Raw genomic sequence first — 23,262 nt, forward strand, 5'->3', positions numbered from 1 at the left:
TCCGACACCGCACCACGGCAGCGATGCCGCTGGACCGCCCGCTCAGGCCTCGACCGGCTTGCGGCGGCTCACCACCCGCTCGTAGAGACGCTCCAACGCACCGGCGGTCCGCTCCCAGGTGTAGCTGCTGCGCACCCGGTCCACCGCGGCGTGCCCGTACGCGAACCGACCGGCGTTGTCGGCGAGCAGCCGGCGTAGCGACACTCCGAGTGTCCGGACGTCACCGGGGGGCACCAGACGGCCGGTGACCTCGTCGACGACGGCGTCCGCCAGGCCGCCCATCGCGTAGCCGATCACCGGCACCCCGCAGGCCATCGCCTCCAGTGAGACCCGCCCGGCGGAGGAGTAGTGCGGCGTGCAGGCGACCACGTCCGCCGACCGGTACCAGGTGGCCATCTGGTCGTGTGGCACCGCCCCGACGAGTCGTACCTGGTTGACGACGCCGAGCTGTTCGGCCAGTTCACGCAGCCGTCGCGCCTCGGCGTGGTTGGTCAACTGGTCGGCCGGCGGCCCGCCGGCAATCACCAGCTCGGCGTCACCGACCAGCCGCATCGCCCGGATCAGGTCCTCCTGGCCGTGCCCGGCGGCGAGCGAGCCCACCGAGAGGATGCGGGGTCGCTGTTCGCGCGGCGCGGCCTCGCCGTCGGGATGGAACAGGTCGATGTCGACGCCGGCCGGCACCAACGCGACCGAACTGCGTTGCAGACCCATCCGGGTCAGCTCGTCGACCTCGTCGTTGGACTGGGCCACGGCGATGTCGACCGCCCGGGTCAACGCGCGCTCCAGCGTGATCCGCTGGCCCGGCCCGTCGTAGTGGCCGCCCAGGTGACGCAGCTGTTCGATGCCGAGCGAGTGGAACGTCTGCACCACCGGGATGTCGGTCTCCCGAACCGCGTGTGCGGCGGCCAGGCCACCGACCCAGTAGTGGCCGTGCACCACCTCGGGCCGCCAGGCACCCGACCACTCGTCGGCCAGCCAACGGCCGACCTCCGTCACGTACGGGATCAGCTCGGCGGTGGGTAGTGGGGTGGGCAGGCCGGCGGGCACCTGGTGCACCTGGTAGCCGTCGACGGTCATCGTCGCCGGTGGCGTCGGGTCGTCCCGGCGCACGTAGAGCCGGACGTCATGGCCTCGCTCGGCCAGCTCGGCGGCGACCCGAGCGATGTGCTGTCGGGTGCCGACCGGCGGGCCGTCGGCGTGGCGGTAGGAACTGGCGTGCGCGCAGACGAGGCCGACGCGCATGGGTCACCTCCCTGCGATCTTTCCTCGGCGGTCCTCCCGGTCAGAGCGTCCCATTAACCCCGGGACGCTGAGCCGAAACCTGGCAGATCAGGAAGAGTCCGCGCGAGTGCCACCGACACTTGCGCCACGGCAAGCACAGGCGGCACACACCAGCAGGGTTCGACGATGATCGACAAGCCGTCATCGGTGTGACCAGGCCCGGCCGGGGGTACCGCTCAGGAATGCCGCTGACCCGCAGTCTCGACGATTCGACCGTGGTGATCACCGGCGCGTCCAGCGGGATCGGCACGGCGACCGCGTACGCACTGGCCCGCCGGGGTGCCGCCGTGGTGCTGGCCGCCCGCAGCGAGCCCGCCCTGCGCCAGGTCGCGCAGCGCTGCCGGGAGTTGGGCGGTCGGGCGCTGGTCGTACCGACCGACGTGACCGAGCTGGAGTCGGTGCGGCGGCTGGCCGATCAGGCGGCGGCCGAGTTCGGCCGGATCGACGCCTGGGTGAACAACGCCGCGGTGAGCGCCGTGGGTCTGTTCGACGAGATACCGGTAGCCGAGTTCCGCCGGGTGCTGGAGGTCAACCTGCTCGGGGCGGTGCACGGCATCAAGGCGGCCCTGCCCTATCTGGGCGCCGCCGGTGGCGGTGTGCTTGTCAACAACGCCTCGGTGTTGGCCGAGGTGGCCATGCCCTACCAGTCGGCGTACAACGCCACGAAGCACGGCATCCGCGGGCTGGCCGACACCGTCCGACAGGAGCTGCGGGTCACCGGCCGGGGCCACATCTCCGTCTGCACGGTGCTGCCGGCCACGATCGACACCCCGTTCTTCCGGCACACGGGCAACCACAGCGGGCGGGAGCTGGTGCCGCCTCCTCCGATCTACCCGCCGGAGGTGGTCGCCGAGACCATCGTCCGGCTGCTGCGCCGGCCCCGCCGCGAGGCGTACGCCGGCGGCGCGGCCCGGCTGATCGGTCTGCAGTGGCGACTGGCGCCCGCGCTAGTGGAGCGCACCCTCGGCTGGTACGCCCACCGCACCCAGTTCGGCCCGGGCGCCCGGGTGGACAGCAGCGGCAACGTTTTCCACGCCGACGGCCAAGCCCGCCGGGACGGTGGCTGGGACGGTCGACGTCGGCAGTTGGTACGGATGACCGCCGCGTTCGGTCTGGCCGCCGCCGGCACCGCTGTCGGCACCCTTGCGGCCATCAACCGCCGCTCCCGGTCGGACCGCTGATGGCCGATGTCGAGCGCCCAAATGCGCTGACCGTCACCGGCGCGCACAATGGGGCGATCATGTCGAGCTGTCTCGTGGAAACCGACGAGTGGTCAGCTGTGGTCCGGCTGACCGGTGTGCTCGACGCCGCCGGCGCCGAGGCGGTACGCGGCGCGCTGCTCGCCCGCCTGGTGGACCGGCCCGGTCCGGTGGTGGCGGACGTGACCGGTCTGCGGGTCGTCGACTCGGCCGGGCGCGGCGTCTTCGCCGACGTCCGTCGGGAGGTCGCCGACTGGCCCGCAGCGGATCTGCTGCTGTGTGACCCGGCGGTCGACGGGCCCGCCCACCCGGACGCCGCGCTCGCCGGCGTGCCGGCCTGGCCGACGCTCGACGAAGCGCTGGCCGCTGTAGCGGCGACGCCTCTGGCGGCGGTGCTCACCGTCGACCTGGACCCAGCGGTGGGAGCCGCCCGGCAGGCTCGCGAGCTGGTCACCACCGGTTGCGAACGCTGGGGCATGCCGACGCTCACCGACCCGGCGTGCATTGCGGTCACCGAAATGGTCAACAACGTGGTGGCGCACGCCCAGACCCCGATGACGGTTCGGCTGGCACCGCAGGAGAGCACTCTGCACCTCGCGGTTCGGGACCACTCCCCGCGTCGGCCGATGTTCGCCGGGATATCCCCGCCGAACCGGGCCGGCGGTCGGGGCCTGCTGCTGATCGACACGGTGACCCGTCGCTGGGGCAGCAGCGCCGTACCCGACGGCAAGGTCGTCTGGTGTGTGCTGCACCCGGACGACGAGGCCGCCTGACGGGGCTTTCGCCGTCGCCGCCCGGTTCGGCGCCGTACCGCCGAGGCTCGCCCGGTTACGGCGGCAGGGCAGCGGGTAGTGATCAGACATGCGCGACAACGAGTACCCGACCCCCGTGTCCGACACCGAGGCGCAAGGGCTGCCCGACACCGCCGATGACGACTCGACCGCCAACGACGACGTCCTCACCGGGCGCGAGGCGGACGGCCCGGACCCGGCCCAGCTTCCTGGCGACCGGACGCCGGTGGCGGTGGACCGGTTCGGAACCACCGCCGAGGAGCAGCTCGACGGTGAGTCCCTGGACTACAAGCTCGACCGCGAGGTCTACGAGCGCCCGGCGGACGACCCGCTGGCCGGCACGATCGACCCGAAGATCGCCTTCGAGGCGGACAACCTGGAAGCTGCGGCGGAGGCTCAGCTGGACGCCGACGTGATGGATCCCGGGCCGACCTCGGACCCGAACTCACCTGTCTCCCTCTACGACCACGGTCAGCTCGGCACGGTGGCCGACGCCACGGTGGGCCGGCTGGTGGAACCGGACGAGGGTTCGCACACCGATCAGGAGACCGACTCGGTGGCGTACGACGCCGGTTCGGCCGGGGGCGGAGCGACCGCCGAGGAGCTGGCCATCCACGAGACGGAGCCGCCGCGTTCGGTCTGACGTCCGCTCAGTCGTCCAGGCCACGTTCGATGGCGTACCGGGTCAGCTCGACCCGGTTGTGCAGTTGCAGCTTGCCCAGGGTGTTCTGCACGTGGTTCTGCACGGTGCGGTGCGACAGGCCGAGCCGCTGGGCGATCTGCTTGTACGACATCCCCTTCGCCACCAGCCGCAGCACCTCCGTCTCCCGTTCGGTGAGCTGGGGCGTCGCGGGTTCGGCAGCGCCGGCCGGGCCGGTCCCCCGCCCCGGTCCGGCGGCCAACCGGCGGTACTCACCGAGCACCAGCCCGGCCAGGCCGGGGGTGAAGACGGCGTCGCCGACCGCGGTGCGGTGGACCGCCTCCAGGAACTCGGCGGGCGCTGTCGACTTCACCAGGTAGCCGGTGGCCCCGGCCTTCACCGCGTCCAGCACGCTCTGCTGTTCGCCGCTGGCGCTGAGCATCAGCACCCGCACCGTGGGCAGTGCCGCGCGCAGCCCCAGGATCACCTCGACGCCGGAGATGTCCGGTAGTTGCAGGTCGAGGACGACCACGTCGGGCCGGGCGGCGGCGGCCACCCGAATGGCCTGTCGTCCCTCGCCGCTCGTCGCCACCACCAGGAAACCGGCCTCGGTCAGGTCGCGGGCCACTCCCTCCCGCCACATCGGATGGTCGTCGACCACCATCACCCGGATCGGGTTCACCGCGCTGACCTTGGCACGCTCAGCTCGATCTCGGTGCCGGCCTCGGGTGCGGACACGATCCGGACCGTCCCGCCCACGTCGGCCACCCGACCCCGGATCGACTGGGTGACGCCGAGTCTCCCCTGGGCGGCCGCCTCGTCCAACCGGCCGTCCGGGATGCCCGGCCCCTCGTCGCGGATCGACACGGTCACCGTCGCCCCCTCGTCCTCGATCAGCACCCAGGCCCGCCCACCGGCGTGCCGTCCCACGTTGTCCAGGGCCGCGCCGGTCGCGGCGGCCAACTCGCCGGCCACCCGTCGGGGCAGCGGCACTGGTGTGGCCGGGGCGGAGAGCGCCACCGCCGCCGAGGCGTACCGGCCGAGCAGGGTCCGCAGGTCCACCGCCTCGCCGCCGTCGGGGAGGCTGTCGGCGGCCGGGCTGACACCGGTGATCAGCGCCCGCAGGGCCACCTCCTGCTCGCCGGCCAGCCGGGCCAGCTCGCCGGCCTCCCCGGGCAGGTCAGCGCCGCGTCGCTGCACGAGCGCCAGCACCTGGAGCACCGAGTCGTGAATCCCCCGGGCCAGCCGCTCCCGCTCCCGGGTGGCGGCCTCCAGCTCCACCGCGCGCTGCAGCCGCTCCTCGGCGCTCGCCGCCAGCCGGGCCACGTGCCCGACCACCACTCCGGCGAGCAGCATCAGGATCACCCCGGTGAACGAGGACTGGCCGATCGGCTCCCGGGTGGCCAGGTCCGCGCCGGCGACCAGCAGCGCGGCCACGGTGCCCCGCCGTCGGCCGCCGGAGACGGCCCAGGCCAGCACCGGGCCGGCCATCCAGGCCACCCCCAGGGTGGGTACGCCGTGGGTGAGCGCCGTCCGGCCGACCACCCACGGGGTGGCCAGCACGATGGCCAGCACCACGCCGAGGTCGGTCAGCAGCAGCGGCCAGCGCCGCCAGGCCGGTCGGGCGTAGCCGATCGCTGTCGCCCCGGTCCAGGCGATCATCAGCAGAATCAGTGCCCCGACGGCGTACGGGTGGGCGTATTGGTCGGCGTCGCGCACCGCGAGCGCGCAGACGTACGCCAGGGAGGCCAGCCTGAACACGGTGAGCGCACGCCACAGCGGCACCTCGTATCCACCCGGCGGCGACGGCATGGCGGTCAGGATGCCACAACCGGGTGGGCCGCACGGCGAGCGCGAGTGCGGTTCGGGAAACCCTGACGTACGGTGGAAAAGCCGCGAAATACTCCGAGATGTGCCGCCGGGACGGGCCCATGACGAACGCAGACCCGCACGCACCGCGTACGGTGGTGCCCATCGAACCTGCCCTCCTGATCGCCGAAGCCTTTGACCAGGCCCAGGTGACCGAGATTCGACACTCGGTCACCTCCTGCGCGCATGCCTCGGGCCTGAGCGGTCAACGGCTGGACGACTTCGTGCTCGCGATCAACGAATTGATCACCAACGCGGTGCGACACGGCGGCGGGCGCGGCTGGCTGCGGCTCTGGCGGGAGTCGGGTGTGCTGATCTGCGAGGTCGCCGACCACGGGCACGGGATCACCCCGCAGCGGTTGGGCAATCGCAGTCGACCGGCCCCGGACACCGCCGGCGGCTGGGGCCTCTGGCTGGCCCGTGAGCTGACCGACGCCATGGAGGTGGCCACCGGCACCGCCGGCACCACCGTCCGGGTCACCAGCGGCCTCACCAGCCACAACCGCACCCCGCGCTGACCCCGGCTCCGCACCGACCGCGCCTTGCGGGTTAGGCGAAGAGGGCGGAGACGGATTCGCCGTTGTGGATTCGGCGCGTCGCCTCGGCCAGGGCCGGGGCCACCGACAGGACCTGTAACTTCGGGACCCGCTTGGCGGCCGGGATGGGCACCGTGTTGGTGCAGACGATCTCCAGGACGCCGTCCTGGTCGCTGAGCCGTTGCAGGGCGTCTCCGGAGAAGAGGCCGTGCGTGCAGGCGAGCCGGATCGACCTGACCTTCAGGCCGCGCAGATGCTCCATCAACTCGACCACGGTGCTGCCCTTGGCGATCTCGTCGTCCAGCACGATGACGTCCCGGTCGGTCACGTCGCCGATCACCGCGCTGATCTTGACCAGGTCGTCGCTGAACCGCTGCTTCGCCCCGGCCGCGACAGGCGTGCCGAGCAGCCGGGCGAAGGCCGCGGCCTCCTTGGCGTTGCCCAGGTCGGGCGAGACCACCACAGTGTTGCTGAGGTCGTAACGCCGGAAGTGGGTGGCCAGCTCCCGCAGCGCGTGCAGGTGATCCACCGGGACGCTGAAGAAGCCGTGCACCTGCGGCGAATGCAGGGTCATCGCGAGCACCCGGTCCGCCCCGGCCGAGGTGAGCAGGTCAGCGACGAGCCGCGCGCCGATCGAGATCCGTGGCGCGTCCTTCTTGTCGGACCGGGCATACGCGTAGTGCGGCAGCACCACAGTGATCCGACCGGCGGAGGCGCCCCTGGCCGCGTCGATCATCAGCAGCAGCTCGACCAGGTGCTCCTGCACCGGCGGCACCAACGGCTGGATCAGGAATACGTCCCGCTCCCGGCAGTTGGCCTGCAACTGGACTTCCAGACAGTCGTTCGCGAACCGGGAGACCCGCACCGGATGCAGTGGCACCCCCAGGTGGGCGCAGATCTCGGCAGCCAGGTCGGGATGGGCGGTTCCACTGAAAACTGCGATGTCGCGCACGTTCGCACATCGTAGGCGAAGCGGCCGCCGCCGATCGGCGGCAGGGCCGGAACCCACCCACCGTGACGCCTGTCGCGCCGCGCCGCCGTCCGGGTACGGTGCTGCGGTGACCCCCCAGTACGTCGCCGCCATCGACCAGGGCACCACCTCCTCGCGGTGCATCGTCTTCGACTCCGCCGGGGACATCGTCGCCGTGGCCCAGCGCGAGCACCGGCAGATCTTCCCCCGACCGGGGTGGGTGGAGCACGACGCCGAGGAGATCTGGGACAACGTCCAGCAGGTGGTCGCCGAGGCGCTGCGGGCCGCCGGCACCGACGCGTCCGGGCTGGCCGCCGTCGGCATCACCAACCAGCGGGAGACCACAGTCGTCTGGGACCGGGCCACCGGCCGCCCGGTCGCCAACGCCATCGTCTGGCAGGACACCCGGACCGGGCCGTTGCTGCGCGAGCTTGCCTCGGCGTACGGCGAGGAGCGGTTCCGGGCCCGCACGGGCCTGCCGCTGGCCACCTACTTCGCCGGGCCGAAGCTGCGCTGGCTGCTCGACGAGGTCGACGGCCTGCGCGGACGCGCCGAGCGCGGCGAGGTGCTTTTCGGCACCATGGACAGCTGGCTGATCTGGAAGCTGACCGGCGCACACGTCACCGACGTGACAAACGCCAGCCGAACCATGCTGATGGACCTCACGACCCTGGACTGGGACCCGGAACTGCTGGACGCGATGGGCGTTCCGGCGGCGATGCTGCCGGAGATCCGCTGCTCAGCCGAGGTGTACGGCACTGCCACCGGCGTGCTCGCCGGGGTGCCGGTGGCCAGCGCGCTGGGCGACCAGCAGGCCGCGCTTTTCGGTCAGACCTGCTTCCAGCCGGGCGAGGCGAAGTGCACCTACGGCACCGGCAGCTTCCTGCTGCTGAACACCGGCGCCACAGCTGTCCCGTCGACGCACGGCCTGCTCACCACGGTCGCCTACCGGATCAAGGGCCAACCACCGGCGTACGCCCTCGAAGGTGCCATCGCGGTCACCGGCTCACTTGTGCAGTGGCTGCGGGACAACCTCGGGCTGATCTCCACGGCCGCCGAGGTGGAGGAGTTGGCCCGCACCGTTGACGACAACGGCGGCTGCTACGTGGTGCCGGCGTTCTCGGGGCTGTTCGCCCCGCACTGGCGCAGCGACGCCCGCGGAGTGATCGCCGGGTTGACCGGCTACATCACCAAGGGGCACCTGGCGCGTGCGGTGCTGGAGGCGTCGGCGTGGCAGACCCGCGAGGTGGTCGACGCGATGGACGCCGACTCGGACGTGGCGCTGCGCCGGCTCCGGGTGGACGGTGGGATGACCGCCAACGGTCTGCTCATGCAGTTCCTCGCCGATGTGCTCGACGTGCCGGTGGTCCGCTCCCGGATCACCGAGACCACCTGCCTGGGGGCGGCGTACGCGGCCGGTCTGGCGGTCGGCTTCTGGCCGGACCTCGCCACCCTGCGCGCGCAGTGGCGCTCCGACGCGCAGTGGGAGCCGACCATGGCCCCCGACCTGCGCGATCAGGAGCTGCGCCAGTGGCGCAAGGCCGTGCAGCGCACCCTCGACTGGGTGGAGTGAGCGGGTCACTCCCAGCGGTTGCCGGTGAGCTTCTCGTAGACGTCGACGTAGCGAGCCCGGGTCGCCTCGACCACCTCGGCCGGCAGGTCCGGTGCCGGGGGCTGCTTGTCCCAGCCGCTGCCGGTGGCCCAGTCCCGCACGTACTGCTTGTCGTAGGAGAACTGCACCCGCCCCGGCTGGTACGACTCGGCCGGCCAGAACCGTGACGAGTCGGAGGTGAGCAGCTCGTCGGCGAGGACCAGGGTGCCGTCCGGCGCCCAACCCAGCTCGATCTTGGTGTCGGCGATCAGGATGCCCCGGTCGGCGGCCAGCTCGGCCCCGCGTCGGTAGATGTCGAGGGTGATCTGCCGGAGCCGCTCGGCGGTGGCCTGGCCCACTTTGGCCGCCACGTCGTCGTACGTGATGGGCTCGTCGTGCTCGCCCATCGGCGCCTTGCTCGACGGCGTGAAGATCGGCTCGGGCAGGATCGACGCCTCGCCGAGCCCGCGGGGCAGTGGCACGCCGGACACCGCGCCGGTCCGCTCGTACTCCCGGAGGCCGCCGCCGGTCAGGTAACCGCGGGCGACGCACTCGACCGGGATGATGTCCAACCGCTGGCAGCGGATGGCCCGCCCGGCGAACTCGGCGGGCACGTCGGTGGCCGAGATGACGTGGTTCGGCATCAGGTCGGCGAGCTGCTCGAACCACCAGAGCGAGAGCGCGGTGAGCAGGCGACCCTTGTCCGGGATCGGCGTCGGCAGCGCCACGTCGTAGATCGAGATGCGATCCGAGGCCACCAGGATCAGGTCGTCGCCGTCGGCGTAGATGTCCCGAACCTTGCCCGAGTGCAGAAGTTCCACGCGCCCTAGTACACCACGCGAGATTGGAGGGACCTGATTCGACCACCCGGCCGAGGGTGACCGGACGGACGTTGACACCTTCGTGCGCTGCCTGCGTGAATGGTCCGACCGCCACCGCCGTAGGTCCAGGAGAGCGCCGTGCCCGTTGTTCGACCCCCGCTCGACCGCCTCGGCGCGGACCCGGGCCGACGCCGACTGCTCGGCGCGCTGCTCGGCGCGCCTCTGCTCGCGTCGGGCGGGTTGGCGGGGTGCAGCGACGGCGCCGCCAGCTCGACCCAGGACGGGCCCGTCGAGCTGTCGGTCTTCTGGTGGGGTGGCACCAAACGGGCCGAGCTCACCGAGAAAGCGCTGCGGCTCTACTCGGATCGCAACCCCCGGGTCACCTTCCGGGTCACCTGGCAGGGCGCCGACGGCTACTACGACCGGCTGGCCACCCAGGCGGGCGGCGGGAACGTACCGGACCTGATCCAGATCGACGACGCCATGCTGACCGAGTACACCCAACGTCAGGTCATCCTCGACCTCACCGACCACAAACTGGACCTTCGGGGCCTGCCGGAGGGTCTGATCCGCTACGGCACGGTGGAGGGGCGGACGATGGCGGTGGCCGCCGGGCAGACCCACGCCGTCGTGGTGTTCAACCGGGACCTGCTGCGGGACCTGCAGATGCCAGAGCCACGCGCCGGGATGAGCTGGCCCGACTACATTTCCTGGGCCACGCAGGTCACCGAGGCCAGCGACGGCCGGGTGGCCGGCACCATGGACGGGTCGGGTGACTACCGGGCGCTCTGGCTCTGGCTGCGGTCGCAGGGCGGCGAGTTCTACCGGGGCAGTCAGCTCGGCTTCGGCGCGGACGAGCTGATCGCGTGGTTCGAGCTGTGGCAGCGGGCCCGCAGGGGGCGGGCCACGCCGAGCGCGGCGCTGGTCGAGCAGGCCGACAGCGGTGAGCCGGCCCGGCAACTGGTGGTGAACGGGGCGACCGCCGCGTCCTTCGCCTGGTCGCACCAGCTACCGGAGCTGCAACGACTCACCGAGTCCGAGTTGGGCATCGTCGGCTTCCCCGGCCCGCCGGGGGCTCAGTGGGCGCGGGCGTCGATGTACTGGGCGGCGTTCCGCGGCACCCGCCACCCGGACGCGGTCGCCGACGTGATCAACTTTCTGACCAACAACGGTGAGGTCGGCACCGTCCTCGGCCATGAGCGTGGGTTGAACCCCAGTGCCGCGGTCCGCCGCTACGCCGAGGGCAGCATCACCGACTCGGCCCAGCGACGTGCCGCCGCGTTCGCCGCCAGCATCGGCGACCAGCTCGGGCCGGCGCCGGCGCCGCCACCCAAGGGGCACGCCAAGGTGCGCACCCTGCTGGTCACCGCCGCCGAACGCATCCGCGTCAAGCGTGACGGCACCCGCGAGGCCACGGCGCGCTTCCTGTCCCAGGCCATCGCGGCCCTGACTGTGTGAGCACCGGCGGCCGGCCGGGAGCCGGCCGCTGGTGACCCGTCGGCGCCTCCGGCGGGTGGACGTCGACCTGACCGTGAAGGGCGAGGGCCCCGGTCAGCGCGGCGGACCACCCCGGCGATTGCGCATCAGCCGCAGCACCAGGAACACGACGATCGCGACCACCACCAGGCAGCAGAGCAGCGGGAGCACCCCGAAGCCGCCGCGGCTTCGCCGCCGGGCCGCCTCGACCACGAGTTCGCCGGTGCCCGTGGACGCCCAGGCCGCCACGGGCACGAAGACCGCCAGGACGACCGCACCGAAGACCGCACTCAGGCGGCCCCACCACTTACCGAAAGAAGACATGTGCCCATCCTCGCCGAAGGGCGCAACCTCGGCACGTCGGTCCACGCCGAATCACGGGACCGGGATCGTCCGGAGCCTCCGGTAAGCGCGCAACGTGCTCGCAACGTCCCAGCAAAGATGATGATCTTTACATGAATCTCTTGAGGTGATCGGATTCGCCTCATGGTCAACTCTGTAGACAGTGCGCGGATCTCTCGCACCCGAAGATCTGCGGCGGCAGCGGTCGGCGTCACCCTCGTCGCCGCGCTCCTCACCCCCACGGCGGCGCACGGCGCCCCACCGCCCACACCGCCGCCGACGAGACCCGCTCCGAACGGCAACGCGGACCGCACACCCGTCACGGTCACGCTGATCACCGGCGACCGGGTGACGGTGACCCCCGGCGTCCACGGCGCAACCCCAGCGGTGGACGTCAAACGCCCGGCAGGTGCCACCGGCTCCGTGCGCATCTCCACCGAGGGCCGGGACACCTATGTGTACCCGGACGAGGCGCTGCCGTACCTCGCCACCGGCCGGCTCGACAAGCAGCTGTTCGACGTCACCCAGCTCATCGCCCAGGGCTACGACGACGCGCGGACCGCCGAACTCCCCCTGATCGTCACTCGCACGCCGGGTTCAGCGAAGGCCAGGACCACCAGCAACCTGCCTGGCGCGCAGACCACGCTGGAGCTCCCCTCCGTCCGTGGTGAGGCGATCCGTGCGCGCCGATCGCAGGCCGCGGACTTCTGGTCGGCCCTCACCGATGGACAGTCGCCGACCGGCCGCAAGGCGGCCACCCCGGCGCCCTCCTTCGCAGCCGGCGTCGACACGGTATGGCTCGACGGCAAGGCGAAGGCGACCCTGGCCGACACCACAGCCCAGATCGGCGCGCCGGCGGCGTGGGCTGCGGGCGGCACCGGCAGCGGCGTCCGGGTCGCTGTCCTGGACAGCGGGGTGGACACCACCCACCCGGACCTCGCCGACCGGGTGGTGGCCTCCCGGAGCTTCATCTCTGGCCAGGACGTGATCGACCGGAACGGGCACGGCACCCACACCGCCTCCACCGTGGCCGGGACGGGCGCCGCCTCCGGCGGCAAGGAACGGGGCGTCGCCCCCGCTGCCGACCTGGTGATCGGCAAGGTCCTCGACCAGAACGGCAGCGGGTCGATCTCCGGGATCATCGCGGGCATGGAGTGGGCGGCGCGCGCCGAGCACGCCAAGGTGATCAACATGAGCCTCGGCGTGAGCGCGTGGCACACCCAGGACGACCCGCTGAGTCAGGCCGTCAACCAGCTGACCGCCGAGACGGGTGCGCTCTTCGTCGTCGCCGCCGGCAACAGCGGACCAGATCCGTACACCCTCGGTGCGCCGGGCACCGCGGACGCCGCGCTGACGATCGGCGCGGTGGACACCTCGGACCACCTGGCGGATTTCTCCAGCGTCGGGCCCCGCATGAACGACGAGGCGCTCAAGCCCGACATGACCGCCCCCGGTGTGGACGTGCTGGCGGCCCGCTCGCAGCACATCTCCTGGGGTGAGGGCTACTACTACGTCAACAGTGGCACCTCGATGGCGGCGCCGCACGTCGCCGGGGCGGCCGCCCTGCTGGTGCAGAAGCATCCGACCTGGAGTGCTCGGCAGCTCAAGGACGCGCTGATGAGCACCAGCGTCCGCACGCCCGACTACAACGCCTACCAGGCCGGCAGCGGTCGGTTGAACGTCGCCGCCGCCTACCACCAGGACCAGGTCATCGCGACCGGGTCGGTGGACGCCGGACTTGTCGGCTGGGGCAGCACACCACAGCCGATCAAGCGGACGATCACCTACACCAACACCACGGACAGCCCGATCACGTTGCAGCTCTCCGTCGACCACGGCACCTCCCCCGCGCAGACGTTCACGGCAACCGCCGACCGCGTCACGGTGCCCGCCCGGGCGAGCGCGACGGTCGACGTCGTGGTGGCCCCGGCCGGCCTTCCCGCCGGCAGGTACTCCGCCCAGGTCACGGCCCGCTTCGCGGCCGGCGAGGTGCACACGGCCGTCGGGGTCGCCGTCGAGTCCAAGAAGTACGACCTCACCATCCACCTGAAGGACCGGGCCGGCCGGCCGATGAGCGGCGAGGTCGAGGTCGTCAACGCCGAGACCGGCTCCGCCTTCATGTGGGTGCCGGACGGAAAGCTCACCGCCCGCCTGGCCCCCGGCTCCTACACGGTCGTCTCCGCGGCGGACGTGGACGGCCTGCACGGGCCCAGCTCCCTCGGGCTCGCGATGCTCACCGCTCCCGAGGTCGACCTGACGACCAACCGGGTGGTGGAGCTCGACGCCGCGCGGGCCCGTCAGGTGAAGGTGGCGACACCCCAGCCGACCGCCGTCGTCAACAGCAGAATCGACGTCTACCGCTCCTTCACCTCAAGCGAGCCGACACCCACCGACTGGAGCGCGCTGCGCGAGACGTTCTGGCCGGGCACCGGCTACGACAGCCTGTGGGCCCTGCCGACCAGCGACAAGGTGCAGAAGGGCAGCTTCGTCTTCACCACCCGGATCCGCGCCGAGCAGACGCCGCTGGCGATCAGTTACCACGGCCGGCAGCTCAGCGACCCGCTCGTGCAGCCCGGCTCCCCGCCACTGCCCGACGGCACCTCGCGCCTGGACGCCGTCTTCGCAGCCGTCGGCGGCACCGCCGACTACGCCGGTCTCTCCGCCCGCGGCAAGGCCGTGGTCGTCCGCGGCACCGACTCGGTGACCCCCACGGAGCAGGCAGCGGCGGCACACGCCGCCGGTGCCGCGATGCTCGTCGTGGTCAACGACCGGGCGGGCCGCAAGAGCGACTGGTACGGCAACCCCGACGCCGTGACGACCGGGCCGATCCCGGTGGCATCGGTGACCATGGACGAGGGCGAAGCGCTGATCCAGAAGATCACCGCGGCGGGCCGCAACGGGGTACGACTGGTCGTGGTCGCCCACCCCAGCGCGAAGTACCTGTACGACCTGGTGGACTACCACAGTGGCGGGGTGCCGAAGGACCCGTCCGCCAAGACCGACCCGCGCCACCTCGCCCGGGTCGATCTCACCTTCTCCCCGCCCCCGGGGAAGCAGTCCAACGAGACGCGGGTGGACTTCCCGCCGTACGAGTACGCGGCGGCACGGCCGTTCCCGTTCGAGCCGGTCGCGCCGGGGCCGCGTACCGACTGGGTCTCCGCGGGCGGCGGCGTCAAGTGGATGCAGTACGCCGACGTCGCCGACTGGGCGCGGTCCAACACGGAGGCCATCGCCTACCGGCCGGGCAGCGTCCAGAAGGACCGCTGGTTCGGGCCCATCACCCGGCCACGGCTGCTCAGCACCGAGATCCCGTTCCGGGGTGAGACCGCCATGAGCGCCTACATCCAGGGGTTCGGCGACGCGGGCGCCGCACACAGCGGCGGGGCCAGCATGTCGCAGATCGCCACCTTCTATCAGGGCGACAAGCAGCTGACCCAGTTCGACGGCTGGCCGAAGGTCGGCGCGGGTGACCTGTCGCCGGAGAAACTGCCGTACCGGCTGGTCGTCGAGACCAAGGGCAAGCCCGAGTTCAGCCCGTACTCGACCGCCACGCACACCGAGTGGAGCTTCGTCTCCGGCGGTAGCACGGAGGTGCAGGCCATCCCGCTGGTCCAACTGGACTACGGAACGGACGTGGACTTCGCGGGTCGGACGAAGCGCCGAACCGACTTCGCGATCACGCCCGTGGTGGTGGGCAGCATCGCGGGCCGGGACGGCGTGTCGTCACTGCAGTTGGAGATCTCCTACGACGACGGTGCGACCTGGCAGCGACAGGACCTGAAGGAGAAGAAGGGCACCTGGCAGGCGTCGTTGAACGCGCCGCACCGGGCCGACTTCGTGTCGATCCGGGTCACCGCCAAACAGCGCAACGGTGGCGGCGTCACCCAGACCGTCACCCGGGCCTTCGGCCTGCGGTAGGACCAACGGGGGGCCGGCGCCTGCACGGTGCCGGCCCCTTCGGGGCCCTCATTCCGCAGCGGCGCCAAACAAGTCCGGCCCCCACACTGTGGGGGCCGGACTTGTATCACTTTCAGTGGTAGCGGGGACAGGATTTGAACCTGCGACCTCTGGGTTATGAGCCCAGCGAGCTACCGAGCTGCTCCACCCCGCGTCGACTTGTTAAGACTAGCCCACCCGTCCCGACGATGATCAGCGGGGGGTCCCCCACCGCCGCGACCCGGCAGCCGGAATGTCGAAAGCCCGCCTCCGGTGACCCGGAGACGGGCTTCGAACTGGTGTTTCTCTCGTAGCGGGGACAGGATTTGAACCTGCGACCTCTGGGTTATGAGCCCAGCGAGCTACCGAGCTGCTCCACCCCGCGTCGGTTCGATAACCGTAGCGCACCGACCCGGGACACCGCAAAGCGACGCCGATACCGCTCTCGCCGACGCCCCTGACCTGGGCCTTTGTCAGTCGAGCCAATTCTCGATCGCCGCGACCGCCCGTCGACTGTCCGCATCGACCTGGGCGCGTTCGGCCGCTGTGTGCTCCCAACCCTGCTCCCAGAGCACAGTCACCACGTCGCCGACCCGGACCGCCCGGACCAGCCGAACCTCCTCCGTACCCGGCTCGCCCATCCCGTCCGGCATCGGGGCCCGCATCTCGAACAGCACCGACTCGTCCCCGTACGCCCCCGAGGCCAGCAGCCGCTGTCGCCACGTCCTGCCGTCGTCGGGCAGCTTCTGGTCGGGGCACCCGCGCACGGCCTGCCGCAGCTCCCGCACCGCGTCGTCGGCACGGCCCGCCCGGTAGATGGTGATGGTGTGCCGGTAGCTGCCGTCCGGCACGTGCCCCGCCGGCGTCTCCGGCAACTTGTAGGCCAGGTACCGGCCACGGCGCTGCACCATCGTCGAGTCGCTGGGCAGGCGCGTCCCGCACAGCGTCGGCAGTGCCGGACCCTCCCCCGAGGATTCCAGTCCGGTCCGGTTCGAGGCCGCCAGCACGAAGAAGGCGCGGTCCGGGATCGAGGTGGGCGGCCGGGGTGCCGCCGGGCCGGTGGCCGGCTGCGACGGCGTACCGCCCGGGGTGGTCCGTGACGGCGGCGGGGACGACTGTGTCGACGCCGGGGTCGGCGTGGGTGACGGTCGGGAAGTCGCGGTCGCCCCGGTCGGCACCGGGCCAGGGGTGTCGGCGGGCGGCGGCAGCGGTGCGGAGCCGTCCGCCGGGAACGCCAGTCGGCCACCGACGGCCACCCCGCCCACGAGCAGCGCCACCGCGAGCCCGCTGCTCGCGACGCGGATCCGCGCCCGGCGGTCGGCGTACCGGCGGACGAGTTCGGGATGCGTCAGCTCGTGCCCGTCGGCGACGGTGCTGAGCGACCGGTACAGGTCAGAGAGTTCAACTGACATCGTTCGCCTCCAACTCCACGGCGCAGAGGTCGGGCAGCAGCGCGGCCAGCCGGGACCGGCCTCGGGACAGCCAGGACTTCACGGTGCCGACCGGGACGTCGGTCTCCCGGGCGATCTCCTCGACGGACATGTCGAAGAGGTAGTGCAGGGCCAGCGCCTGCCGGTGCGTGGCGGGCAACTGCCGAAGCGCTCCGACCAGGAGCACCCCGTCCTCGCTGGGCGGGGGTGCGACCGCCGGTGGTCCGGTGCGGCTCAACACCACCCGCCAGCGGTGCAGACGCCGCCAGCGGTCGGTCGCCAGCCGGGCCACCACGAGCCGCAGCCACGCCTCCGGCGCCGGATGCGACGACAGTCGCCCCCACTGCCGCCAAGCCCTGGTGTACGCCTCCTGCACCAGGTCCTGCGCCTCGCAGTGGTCGCCAGCGACCGCATAGGCGTACCGCACCATCCGCCGCGCGGTGCTGCGGTAGAAGTCGTCGAAGCTCTGCGCGTCCCGCACGGCTGACCCCTCTCGTTCCCACCCCGTCGCAAGGAGGACGGCGGACCGGCGTCGCAGGTTGCGGAGGTGGAGGGTGCTGTCGGTGACGTGACAGATGCGCACAGATCAGGACAACGGCCGAGCCCCCGCCGTTCGGACCTGTCGCGGTCCGAGCGACGGGGGCTCGGGGAGGAACTGCGTGCGGTGGCGGGTCAGCCGCCAGCACTCGGGCTGGCGCCCGGTCCACCGGCGGCCTGCTGCGCCTGCTGGAACGCGGTGAGCGCCTCGTCCAACGCCTTCAGCGCCCGCCCGTACCGCTCGAAGTCGCCGGACGTCTGCGCGGCCCGGACCTCGGTGATCGCGGTCTGCACCCGGTCCGCGGCGGCAGCCAGGTCACCGGCCGGCGGCGGCGTGCCGGGGCTCGGGGTCGCCGTCGGCGCTGGTGTCGCCGACCCCGAAGGCGTCGGCGTGGGCGTCGTCGGGTTGCCCCCGGTGGTCGGCGGCGGCGACGTGCCCTGCCCGGCCTTCTTACCCTGCTCGACCAACTGCTTGATGCCGTCGTTGATGTTGTCGGCGAGCGCCACGAAGGAGCCACCGTCACCGTACGAGAGCAGCACCTTCTGCAACAGCGGGTACGCGTCCTGCTGGTTGCTCTTCACGTAGACCGGCTCGACGTAGAGCATGCCGTCGGCGAAGGGCAACGAGAGCAGGTTGCCGTACTGGACCTGCGCCTGGTTGCTGGAGAGCAGGTTGAGCTGCTGGCGGATGTTGGCGTTGTTGGTCATCTGCTGGTGCACCTGCACCGGGCCGGAGATCCGGGTCTGATCCGGCAACTCCAGCACCTCCAGTCGGGGCTGCCCGTCGACGTACGACCCGGAGATCAGCGCGGCGAGGTTCTGCCGGCCGTTCGGGGTGACCGCCGAGGTGAGCTGGAACCGGGGGCTCTCCTGCCCGGGGAACTGGGTGAACAGGTAGTACGGCGGCTGCTTCTGACCGCTGTCCGGAGCGTCCGGCACGTTCGGCACCTGCCAGAAGTCCTGCGCGGAGTAGAAGTCACCCGGGTTCGTCACGTGGAACTTGGTGAGCAGGTTGCGCTGTACCTTGAACATGTCCGCCGGGTAACGCAGGTGCTCGCTCAGCTCGACCGGGATCTCCGCCTTTGGCAGCACCAGGTCACCGCCGAACGCCTTGTTCCACGCCTTGAGCACCGGGTCGGTGTCGTCGTACTCGTAGAGCTTCACAGTGCCGTCGTACGCGTCGACGGTGGCCTTGACCGAGTTCCGCATGTAGTTGACGTCTTCCCGGGCCAGCTGGAAGGTGCCCCGGTTGGTCAGCTCGTCGGTGGTCTCGGTCTGCAGGTTGACCTTCTCCGCGTACGGGTAGGAGGCCGCCGTGGTGTAACCGTCGACGATCCACTGCACCCGACCGTCGACCACCGCCGGGTACGGGTCGCCGTCCAGGGTGAGGAAGGGAGCGACCTTCTCCACCCGGTCGCGCGGGTTACGCACGTAGAGCAGCTTGGAGTCCTTGTTCACCGCCTCGGAGAGCAGGAAGTTCGACTCCTGCTCCTTGATGGCGTACAGCAGTCGCCGGGTGAAGGAGCCGATCTCCACACCGCCCTCACCGGTGTAGGTGTAGGACTCGCCGCCGCCCTCACCGACCGGCCGATCGAACTCGGCCTTCTTGTTCGGGTCGGACTGCCCGACGATGGCGTAGTCGTCGGGCTCCATCCGCTCGCCGTAGTAGATGCGCGGCTGCGTGGCCGGGATCTGCTCGGTCTGCGAGGAGCACGCCTCCTGGGTCTTCTCGCCGAGGAACCCGGAGACGAAGAACGGCTGACCACCGCAGACCACCTGGTTGGCCGGGGCGGCCACCAGCCCGTACCCGTGGGTGTAGACGGTGTGCCGGTTGATCCAGGTGTTCTGCTGGTCGGTCAACTCGCCGTAGTTGATCTCCCGCACGCCGACCACGTAGTCGGAGACCTTGCCGTTCACCCCGTACCTGTCGATGTCCAGCTTCGGACCGAAGTCGTAGAAGCCACGCACCTGCTGGAGCTGGGTGTACGTCTCGCTGACCAGTTGCGGGTCGAGCAGCCGCACGTTCGACACCACCGACGTGTCGGTGGCCAGGTTCCCCGGTGGGGTGAGGTTGTTCGCCGCGTACGGGGTCGTCTCGGTGGCCCCCAACCCGAACGCCGCCCGCGTCGCGTCGATGCTGCGCTGGATGTACGGCGCTTCCTTGTCCTTGGCGCTCGGCTTGACCTCGAAGGTCTGCACCGCCCAGGGGTAGATGCCGCCGATGGCCACCGCGGACACGCCGAGCAGCGCCAGCGAGATCCCCGGCCACACCAGGTTCCGCATCCAGGCGTTGGAGAACACGAGGATCGCGATCGCCACCACGATCGAGATGTAGGCGAGGATCTCCTTCGCCGGCAGCAACGCGTTGACGTCGGCGTAGCCGGCGCCGTACAACTTGGCGCCCTCGTTGTACTCCAGCAGCATGGCCCGCCGGTCCAACACGTACGCGATGGCCTTCAACAGCACGAAGACCGCGACCAGGGTGCTCAGGTGCGCGCGGGCCGCGTTGCTCATCCGGTCGCCGACGCCCTGCAGACGGACCCCGCCGAAGAGGTAGTGCACCGCCAGCGCGCCGATCACGGCCAGCACCACAGCGGTGAAGGCCACCCCGAGCAGGTAGCGCCAGAACGGCAGTTGGAAGACGTAGAAGCCGATGTCGACCCCGAACTCCGGGTCCTTGATGCCGAAGTCACCGCCGTTGCGGAAGAGCAGCCACTGGCTCCACCGGCTCTGCGCGGAGAGACCGGCGAAGAGCCCGACCACAGCGGCGGTCAGCGAGATCCAGGTGCCGAGACGCGGGCTGAGCACCATCCGGTAGCGCTCCAGGGTCGCCTGCTCCACAGAGTGCGGGCGCAGGCGCGGGCGCAACCGGTAGGCCAGCCACAGGTTGCCGCCGACGATCACCGCCATGCCGAGGCCGACGGCGAGGAAGAGGATCAACCGGGTGAGCAGGACGCCGGTGAACACCTCGGTGTAGCGGACCTCGTCGAACCAGAGCCAGTCGGTCCACGCCTGGACACCCCAGCCGAGCAGGGTGAAGAGCACGAACACCCCGACCAGGACAGCGATGGTGACGCGCCCGCGCCGGCTCATCCTCGGAAGGGGGCTGCTGCTACGCATGACCACTGTTGGCTCCGCACGCTCGATATGATCGGCTCCGACCAGGCACCCAGAGTACGGGGTGTTCCTGAGCGTGTCGGGGCACGGTCACGCCGGTCAGCAACGCGTCGGTTGACCGCCCGCGCGCAACGTCTCCAGAGCGGTCATCGCCTCGTCCAACGAGCCCACCCGCAAAAGCGGCAGATCCGGCTGCGGGTTGCGGACCGCCTCCGCGCAGTTGTCCGCCGGCACCAGGAAGACCTTGGCCCCGGCGCGCTTGGCGCCGACCAACTTCTGGGCGATCCCGCCGATCGGGCCGACGGCACCCTCGTCGTCGATGGTGCCGGTGCCGGCGATGACCTGGCCGCCGGTGAGGTCGGCCGGGGTCAACTTGTCCACGATCCCCAGGGCGAACATCAGACCGGCGCTCGGCCCGCCGATGTCCCCCAGATCGATGCCGAGCGTGAACGGGTGCGGCTGCTGCTGATCGATCTCGACACCGATCCGCGGTCGACCGTCCTGCTCCTGACTGGTCACCGTCACGGTCGCCGGCACGCCGTCACGGGTGTAACCGATGGTCAACGCCGTGCCCGCCGGCTTGGCCCGGACCAGCTCGGTGACCTTCGCGGCCACCGGCACCGGCTGGCCGTCGACCGAGGTGATCAGATCGCCGGCCTTCAGCGCCCCGGCCGCCGGGCCGTCCCCGGCCACCGTCTTGACCACCACCTGCACCGGAAAGCCCAGCTCCCGCAGCGCGGCTGTCTCGGCGCTGGTCTGCGACGCCTTGAAGTCCTCGGCATTGCGCTGCTCGACCTGCTCCGTCGACTCCCCCGGCGGGTAGACCAGCTCACGCGGCACCACCGCCTCGTCGTCGGAGAACCAGCCCGCGATCGCCCCACGCAACCGCACCGTGGGCTGCACCCCCACCGTGGTCAGCCGCAACTGGCCGGCCGAGGTGGAGGTCTCCCGACCGGAGACCTGGATGACCTCCTTACCGTCGGCCGTACCGAGGGTGTTGACCGTCGGCCCCGGGCCCAGCACCACGTACGGAATCGGCACCCGGAGCACCCCGATGCTCAGCAGGGCGGTGAACAGGGCACCGAGCAGGACCGTCAGGCCACGACGTCTCATGCCGCAGAGCGTACCGACCAGTCACGGGTCACCTGCCGGATGCGCCGCGCGACTTCGCCCTCAGCGCAACGCCAGCGGCGGCTACCTGGGGCGCGGTCCGCGTACCGTAGATGTCGTGCCTGATATTCCGTTCGGTTTCGCGCTCCCGGGTGGGCAGCCACCAGACCCCAACGATCCCGCGCAGATGCAGCAGTTCATGTCGCAGTTGCAGCACCTGCTCTCCGCGCCGGGCAGCGGGCCGGTCAACTGGGACCTGGCCCGGCAGGTAGCAGCCAGCCAGCTCGCGGCCGCCGGTGACCCGGCGGTGTCGATGTACGAACGCAACGCGGTCGAGGAGGCGCTGCGCCTGGCCGACCTGTGGCTGGAGCCCGCCTCGGCGTGGCCCTCCGGCATCCAGAACCCGGTTGCGTGGAACCGCAACGAGTGGATCTTCAAGACGCTCGACGTGTGGCGCAAGCTCTGCGACCCGGTCGCCAGCCGGATGGTCGGCGCGATGGGCGACCTGGTGCCACCGGAGGCGCGCGCCCAGCTCGGCCCGATGCAGTCGATGGTGGCCTCCCTCGGTGGCGCGCTCTTCGGCGGCCAGTTGGGCCAGGCCCTCGGTTCGCTCGCCGCGGAGGTGCTCTCCGCCGGCGACATCGGGCTGCCGCTCGGCCCGGCCGGCACGGCCGCGCTGATCCCGGCCAACATCCGGGCGTACGGCGAGGGCCTGGAGCTGCCCGAGGACGAGGTCCGCCTCTACGTGGCGCTGCGCGAGGCCGCCCACCAGCGGCTGTTCCAGCACGTCCCGTGGCTGCGTGGGCACGTGCTCAGCGCGGTCGAGATGTACGCCTCGGGCATCCGGGTCAACCGGGAAGCGATCGAGGAGGCGATGGGCCGGGTCGACCCGACCGACCCCGAGTCGATGCAGGCGATCGCCCTGGAGGGCATCTTCACCCCGGAGGACACTCCGGCGCAGAAGGCCTCACTGGCCCGCCTGGAGACCGCACTTGCCCTGGTCGAGGGCTGGGTGTGCCACGTGGTCGACAGCGCCGCCAGCGACCGGCTGCCCAACGTCGTCCGGTTGGGCGAGGCGTTCCGCCGTCGCCGGGCCGCCGGCGGCCCCGCCGAGCAGACCTTCGCCGCGCTGGTCGGTCTGGAACTGCGCCCCCGCCGGCTGCGCGAGGCCGCAGCGCTCTGGGCCGCGCTCACCGAGCACCGGGGCATTGAGGGGCGCGACGCGGTCTGGGGCCACCCGGACCTGCTCCCGTCGGACGACGATTTCGCCGACCCGGTCGCCTTCGCGATGAACGACATGGATCTCAGCGAGCTGGACAGCTTCGACTTCACCGCCCCCGGCGGGGTGGAGGAGAAGGCCCCCGGTCAGCCCGGTCAGCCCGGTCAACCTGGTCAACCTGGTCAGTCGGATGAAACCGACGGCGAGGACGACGCCAAGTCCTGACGTCCGCGCAACGACGGCCTGCGCCCGGGCGCCCGCATGATCAACAGCGGGCATCCGGGCGCGTCGTCGGTAGGGCTGGCAGCTAAGCCTGGCTGGCTGGCTGGCTGGCTGGGCCGAGCTGGTCAGCGCGGGACCGGCAGGCCGACGCGGGACCGGCAGGTCAGCGCGGACC

Annotated in this window: 18 protein-coding genes and 2 tRNA genes; 8 read left to right on the top strand and 12 right to left on the bottom strand. The window is 71.4% G+C overall.

Annotated features, from left to right (window positions below; translation table 11 throughout):
* Window positions 1–42: 42 nt before the first annotated feature.
* A complete protein-coding gene (locus ABZU74_RS17355; protein WP_355424387.1) occupies window positions 43–1,242 on the bottom strand; it encodes a glycosyltransferase in 1,200 nt (399 codons plus the stop codon).
* Window positions 1,243–1,463: 221 nt separating this feature from the next.
* On the opposite strand from ABZU74_RS17355, the gene ABZU74_RS17360 reads away from it, so the two are divergent.
* The 3 genes from ABZU74_RS17360 (at window position 1,464) to ABZU74_RS17370 (ending at window position 3,914) form a co-directional block, all read left to right on the top strand.
* Window positions 1,464–2,462 (top strand): SDR family oxidoreductase, encoded by a 999-nt coding sequence (locus ABZU74_RS17360; RefSeq protein WP_355424390.1) that lies wholly within the window; start codon window positions 1,464–1,466, stop codon window positions 2,460–2,462.
* The gene (locus ABZU74_RS17365) at window positions 2,462–3,253 is read left to right on the top strand and encodes an ATP-binding protein (protein ID WP_355424393.1); all 792 of its coding nucleotides are present in this window, start codon (window positions 2,462–2,464) and stop codon (window positions 3,251–3,253) included. The genes ABZU74_RS17360 and ABZU74_RS17365 overlap by 1 nt, the downstream gene beginning before the upstream one ends.
* An 88-nt stretch (window positions 3,254–3,341) precedes the next feature.
* Window positions 3,342–3,914: a DUF5709 domain-containing protein gene (locus tag ABZU74_RS17370; RefSeq protein WP_112583682.1), complete on the top strand. Its 573-nt coding sequence runs from the start codon at window positions 3,342–3,344 to the stop codon at window positions 3,912–3,914.
* Between the two features lie 7 nt (window positions 3,915–3,921).
* On the opposite strand, the gene ABZU74_RS17375 is transcribed toward ABZU74_RS17370, so the two are convergent.
* Window positions 3,922–4,575, bottom strand: coding sequence for a response regulator transcription factor (locus tag ABZU74_RS17375; protein WP_355424643.1), 654 nt, complete (start codon window positions 4,573–4,575; stop codon window positions 3,922–3,924).
* 14 nt (window positions 4,576–4,589) lie between these two features.
* Complete coding sequence (locus tag ABZU74_RS17380) at window positions 4,590–5,723, bottom strand: DUF5931 domain-containing protein (protein ID WP_355424396.1); 1,134 nt, start codon at window positions 5,721–5,723, stop codon at window positions 4,590–4,592.
* A gap of 119 nt (window positions 5,724–5,842) precedes the next feature.
* Between ABZU74_RS17380 and ABZU74_RS17385 the strand changes: the two genes are divergently transcribed.
* A complete protein-coding gene (locus ABZU74_RS17385) occupies window positions 5,843–6,298 on the top strand; it encodes an ATP-binding protein (protein ID WP_355424399.1) in 456 nt (151 codons plus the stop codon).
* Between the two features lie 31 nt (window positions 6,299–6,329).
* Here the strand turns inward: ABZU74_RS17385 and ABZU74_RS17390 are convergent, their stop codons facing one another.
* Window positions 6,330–7,268: a ribose-phosphate pyrophosphokinase gene (locus ABZU74_RS17390; RefSeq protein ID WP_091406120.1), complete on the bottom strand. Its 939-nt coding sequence runs from the start codon at window positions 7,266–7,268 to the stop codon at window positions 6,330–6,332.
* 106 nt (window positions 7,269–7,374) lie between these two features.
* Here ABZU74_RS17390 and glpK point away from each other — a divergent pair, with 106 nt between their 5' ends.
* Window positions 7,375–8,859 carry a glycerol kinase GlpK gene (glpK, locus tag ABZU74_RS17395; RefSeq protein ID WP_355424402.1) on the top strand — a complete coding sequence of 495 codons (1,485 nt, stop codon included), beginning with the start codon at window positions 7,375–7,377 and terminating at the stop codon, window positions 8,857–8,859.
* 5 nt (window positions 8,860–8,864) lie between these two features.
* Here glpK and ABZU74_RS17400 read toward each other — a convergent pair whose 3' ends face one another.
* Window positions 8,865–9,698: a phosphoribosylaminoimidazolesuccinocarboxamide synthase gene (locus tag ABZU74_RS17400; protein WP_355424405.1), complete on the bottom strand. Its 834-nt coding sequence runs from the start codon at window positions 9,696–9,698 to the stop codon at window positions 8,865–8,867.
* A gap of 138 nt (window positions 9,699–9,836) precedes the next feature.
* On the opposite strand from ABZU74_RS17400, the gene ABZU74_RS17405 reads away from it, so the two are divergent.
* On the top strand, window positions 9,837–11,156 hold the full coding sequence (locus ABZU74_RS17405; protein ID WP_355424408.1) for an extracellular solute-binding protein: 1,320 nt from the start codon (window positions 9,837–9,839) through the stop codon (window positions 11,154–11,156).
* Between the two features lie 93 nt (window positions 11,157–11,249).
* Here the strand turns inward: ABZU74_RS17405 and ABZU74_RS17410 are convergent, their stop codons facing one another.
* Complete coding sequence (locus ABZU74_RS17410; RefSeq protein ID WP_355424411.1) at window positions 11,250–11,498, bottom strand: hypothetical protein; 249 nt, start codon at window positions 11,496–11,498, stop codon at window positions 11,250–11,252.
* Window positions 11,499–11,660: 162 nt separating this feature from the next.
* On the opposite strand from ABZU74_RS17410, the gene ABZU74_RS17415 reads away from it, so the two are divergent.
* The gene (locus ABZU74_RS17415) at window positions 11,661–15,434 is read left to right on the top strand and encodes a S8 family serine peptidase (RefSeq protein ID WP_355424414.1); all 3,774 of its coding nucleotides are present in this window, start codon (window positions 11,661–11,663) and stop codon (window positions 15,432–15,434) included.
* Window positions 15,435–15,550: 116 nt separating this feature from the next.
* Here ABZU74_RS17415 and ABZU74_RS17420 read toward each other — a convergent pair.
* From ABZU74_RS17420 to ABZU74_RS17445, 6 genes are all read right to left on the bottom strand, one after another.
* A tRNA-Met gene (locus ABZU74_RS17420) sits at window positions 15,551–15,627 on the bottom strand.
* A gap of 136 nt (window positions 15,628–15,763) precedes the next feature.
* Window positions 15,764–15,837, bottom strand: a tRNA-Met gene (locus ABZU74_RS17425).
* 88 nt (window positions 15,838–15,925) lie between these two features.
* Entirely contained in the window at window positions 15,926–16,864 is a 939-nt protein-coding gene (locus ABZU74_RS17430; protein WP_355424417.1) for a hypothetical protein, read from the bottom strand.
* Window positions 16,854–17,363 (bottom strand): SigE family RNA polymerase sigma factor, encoded by a 510-nt coding sequence (locus ABZU74_RS17435; RefSeq protein WP_355424420.1) that lies wholly within the window; start codon window positions 17,361–17,363, stop codon window positions 16,854–16,856. The genes ABZU74_RS17430 and ABZU74_RS17435 overlap by 11 nt, the downstream gene beginning before the upstream one ends.
* Before the next feature lie 191 nt (window positions 17,364–17,554).
* Window positions 17,555–20,539, bottom strand: coding sequence for a UPF0182 family protein (locus tag ABZU74_RS17440; protein ID WP_355424646.1), 2,985 nt, complete (start codon window positions 20,537–20,539; stop codon window positions 17,555–17,557).
* Between the two features lie 96 nt (window positions 20,540–20,635).
* Window positions 20,636–21,649 (bottom strand): PDZ domain-containing protein, encoded by a 1,014-nt coding sequence (locus ABZU74_RS17445; protein WP_355424423.1) that lies wholly within the window; start codon window positions 21,647–21,649, stop codon window positions 20,636–20,638.
* Window positions 21,650–21,833: 184 nt separating this feature from the next.
* On the opposite strand from ABZU74_RS17445, the gene ABZU74_RS17450 reads away from it, so the two are divergent.
* On the top strand, window positions 21,834–23,090 hold the full coding sequence (locus tag ABZU74_RS17450) for a zinc-dependent metalloprotease (protein WP_355424649.1): 1,257 nt from the start codon (window positions 21,834–21,836) through the stop codon (window positions 23,088–23,090).
* The last annotated feature ends 172 nt before the right edge of the window (window positions 23,091–23,262 follow it).

The sequence above is a fragment of the Micromonospora sp. NPDC005171 genome (assembly GCF_040608575.1).
Lineage (GTDB): Bacteria > Actinomycetota > Actinomycetes > Mycobacteriales > Micromonosporaceae > Micromonospora.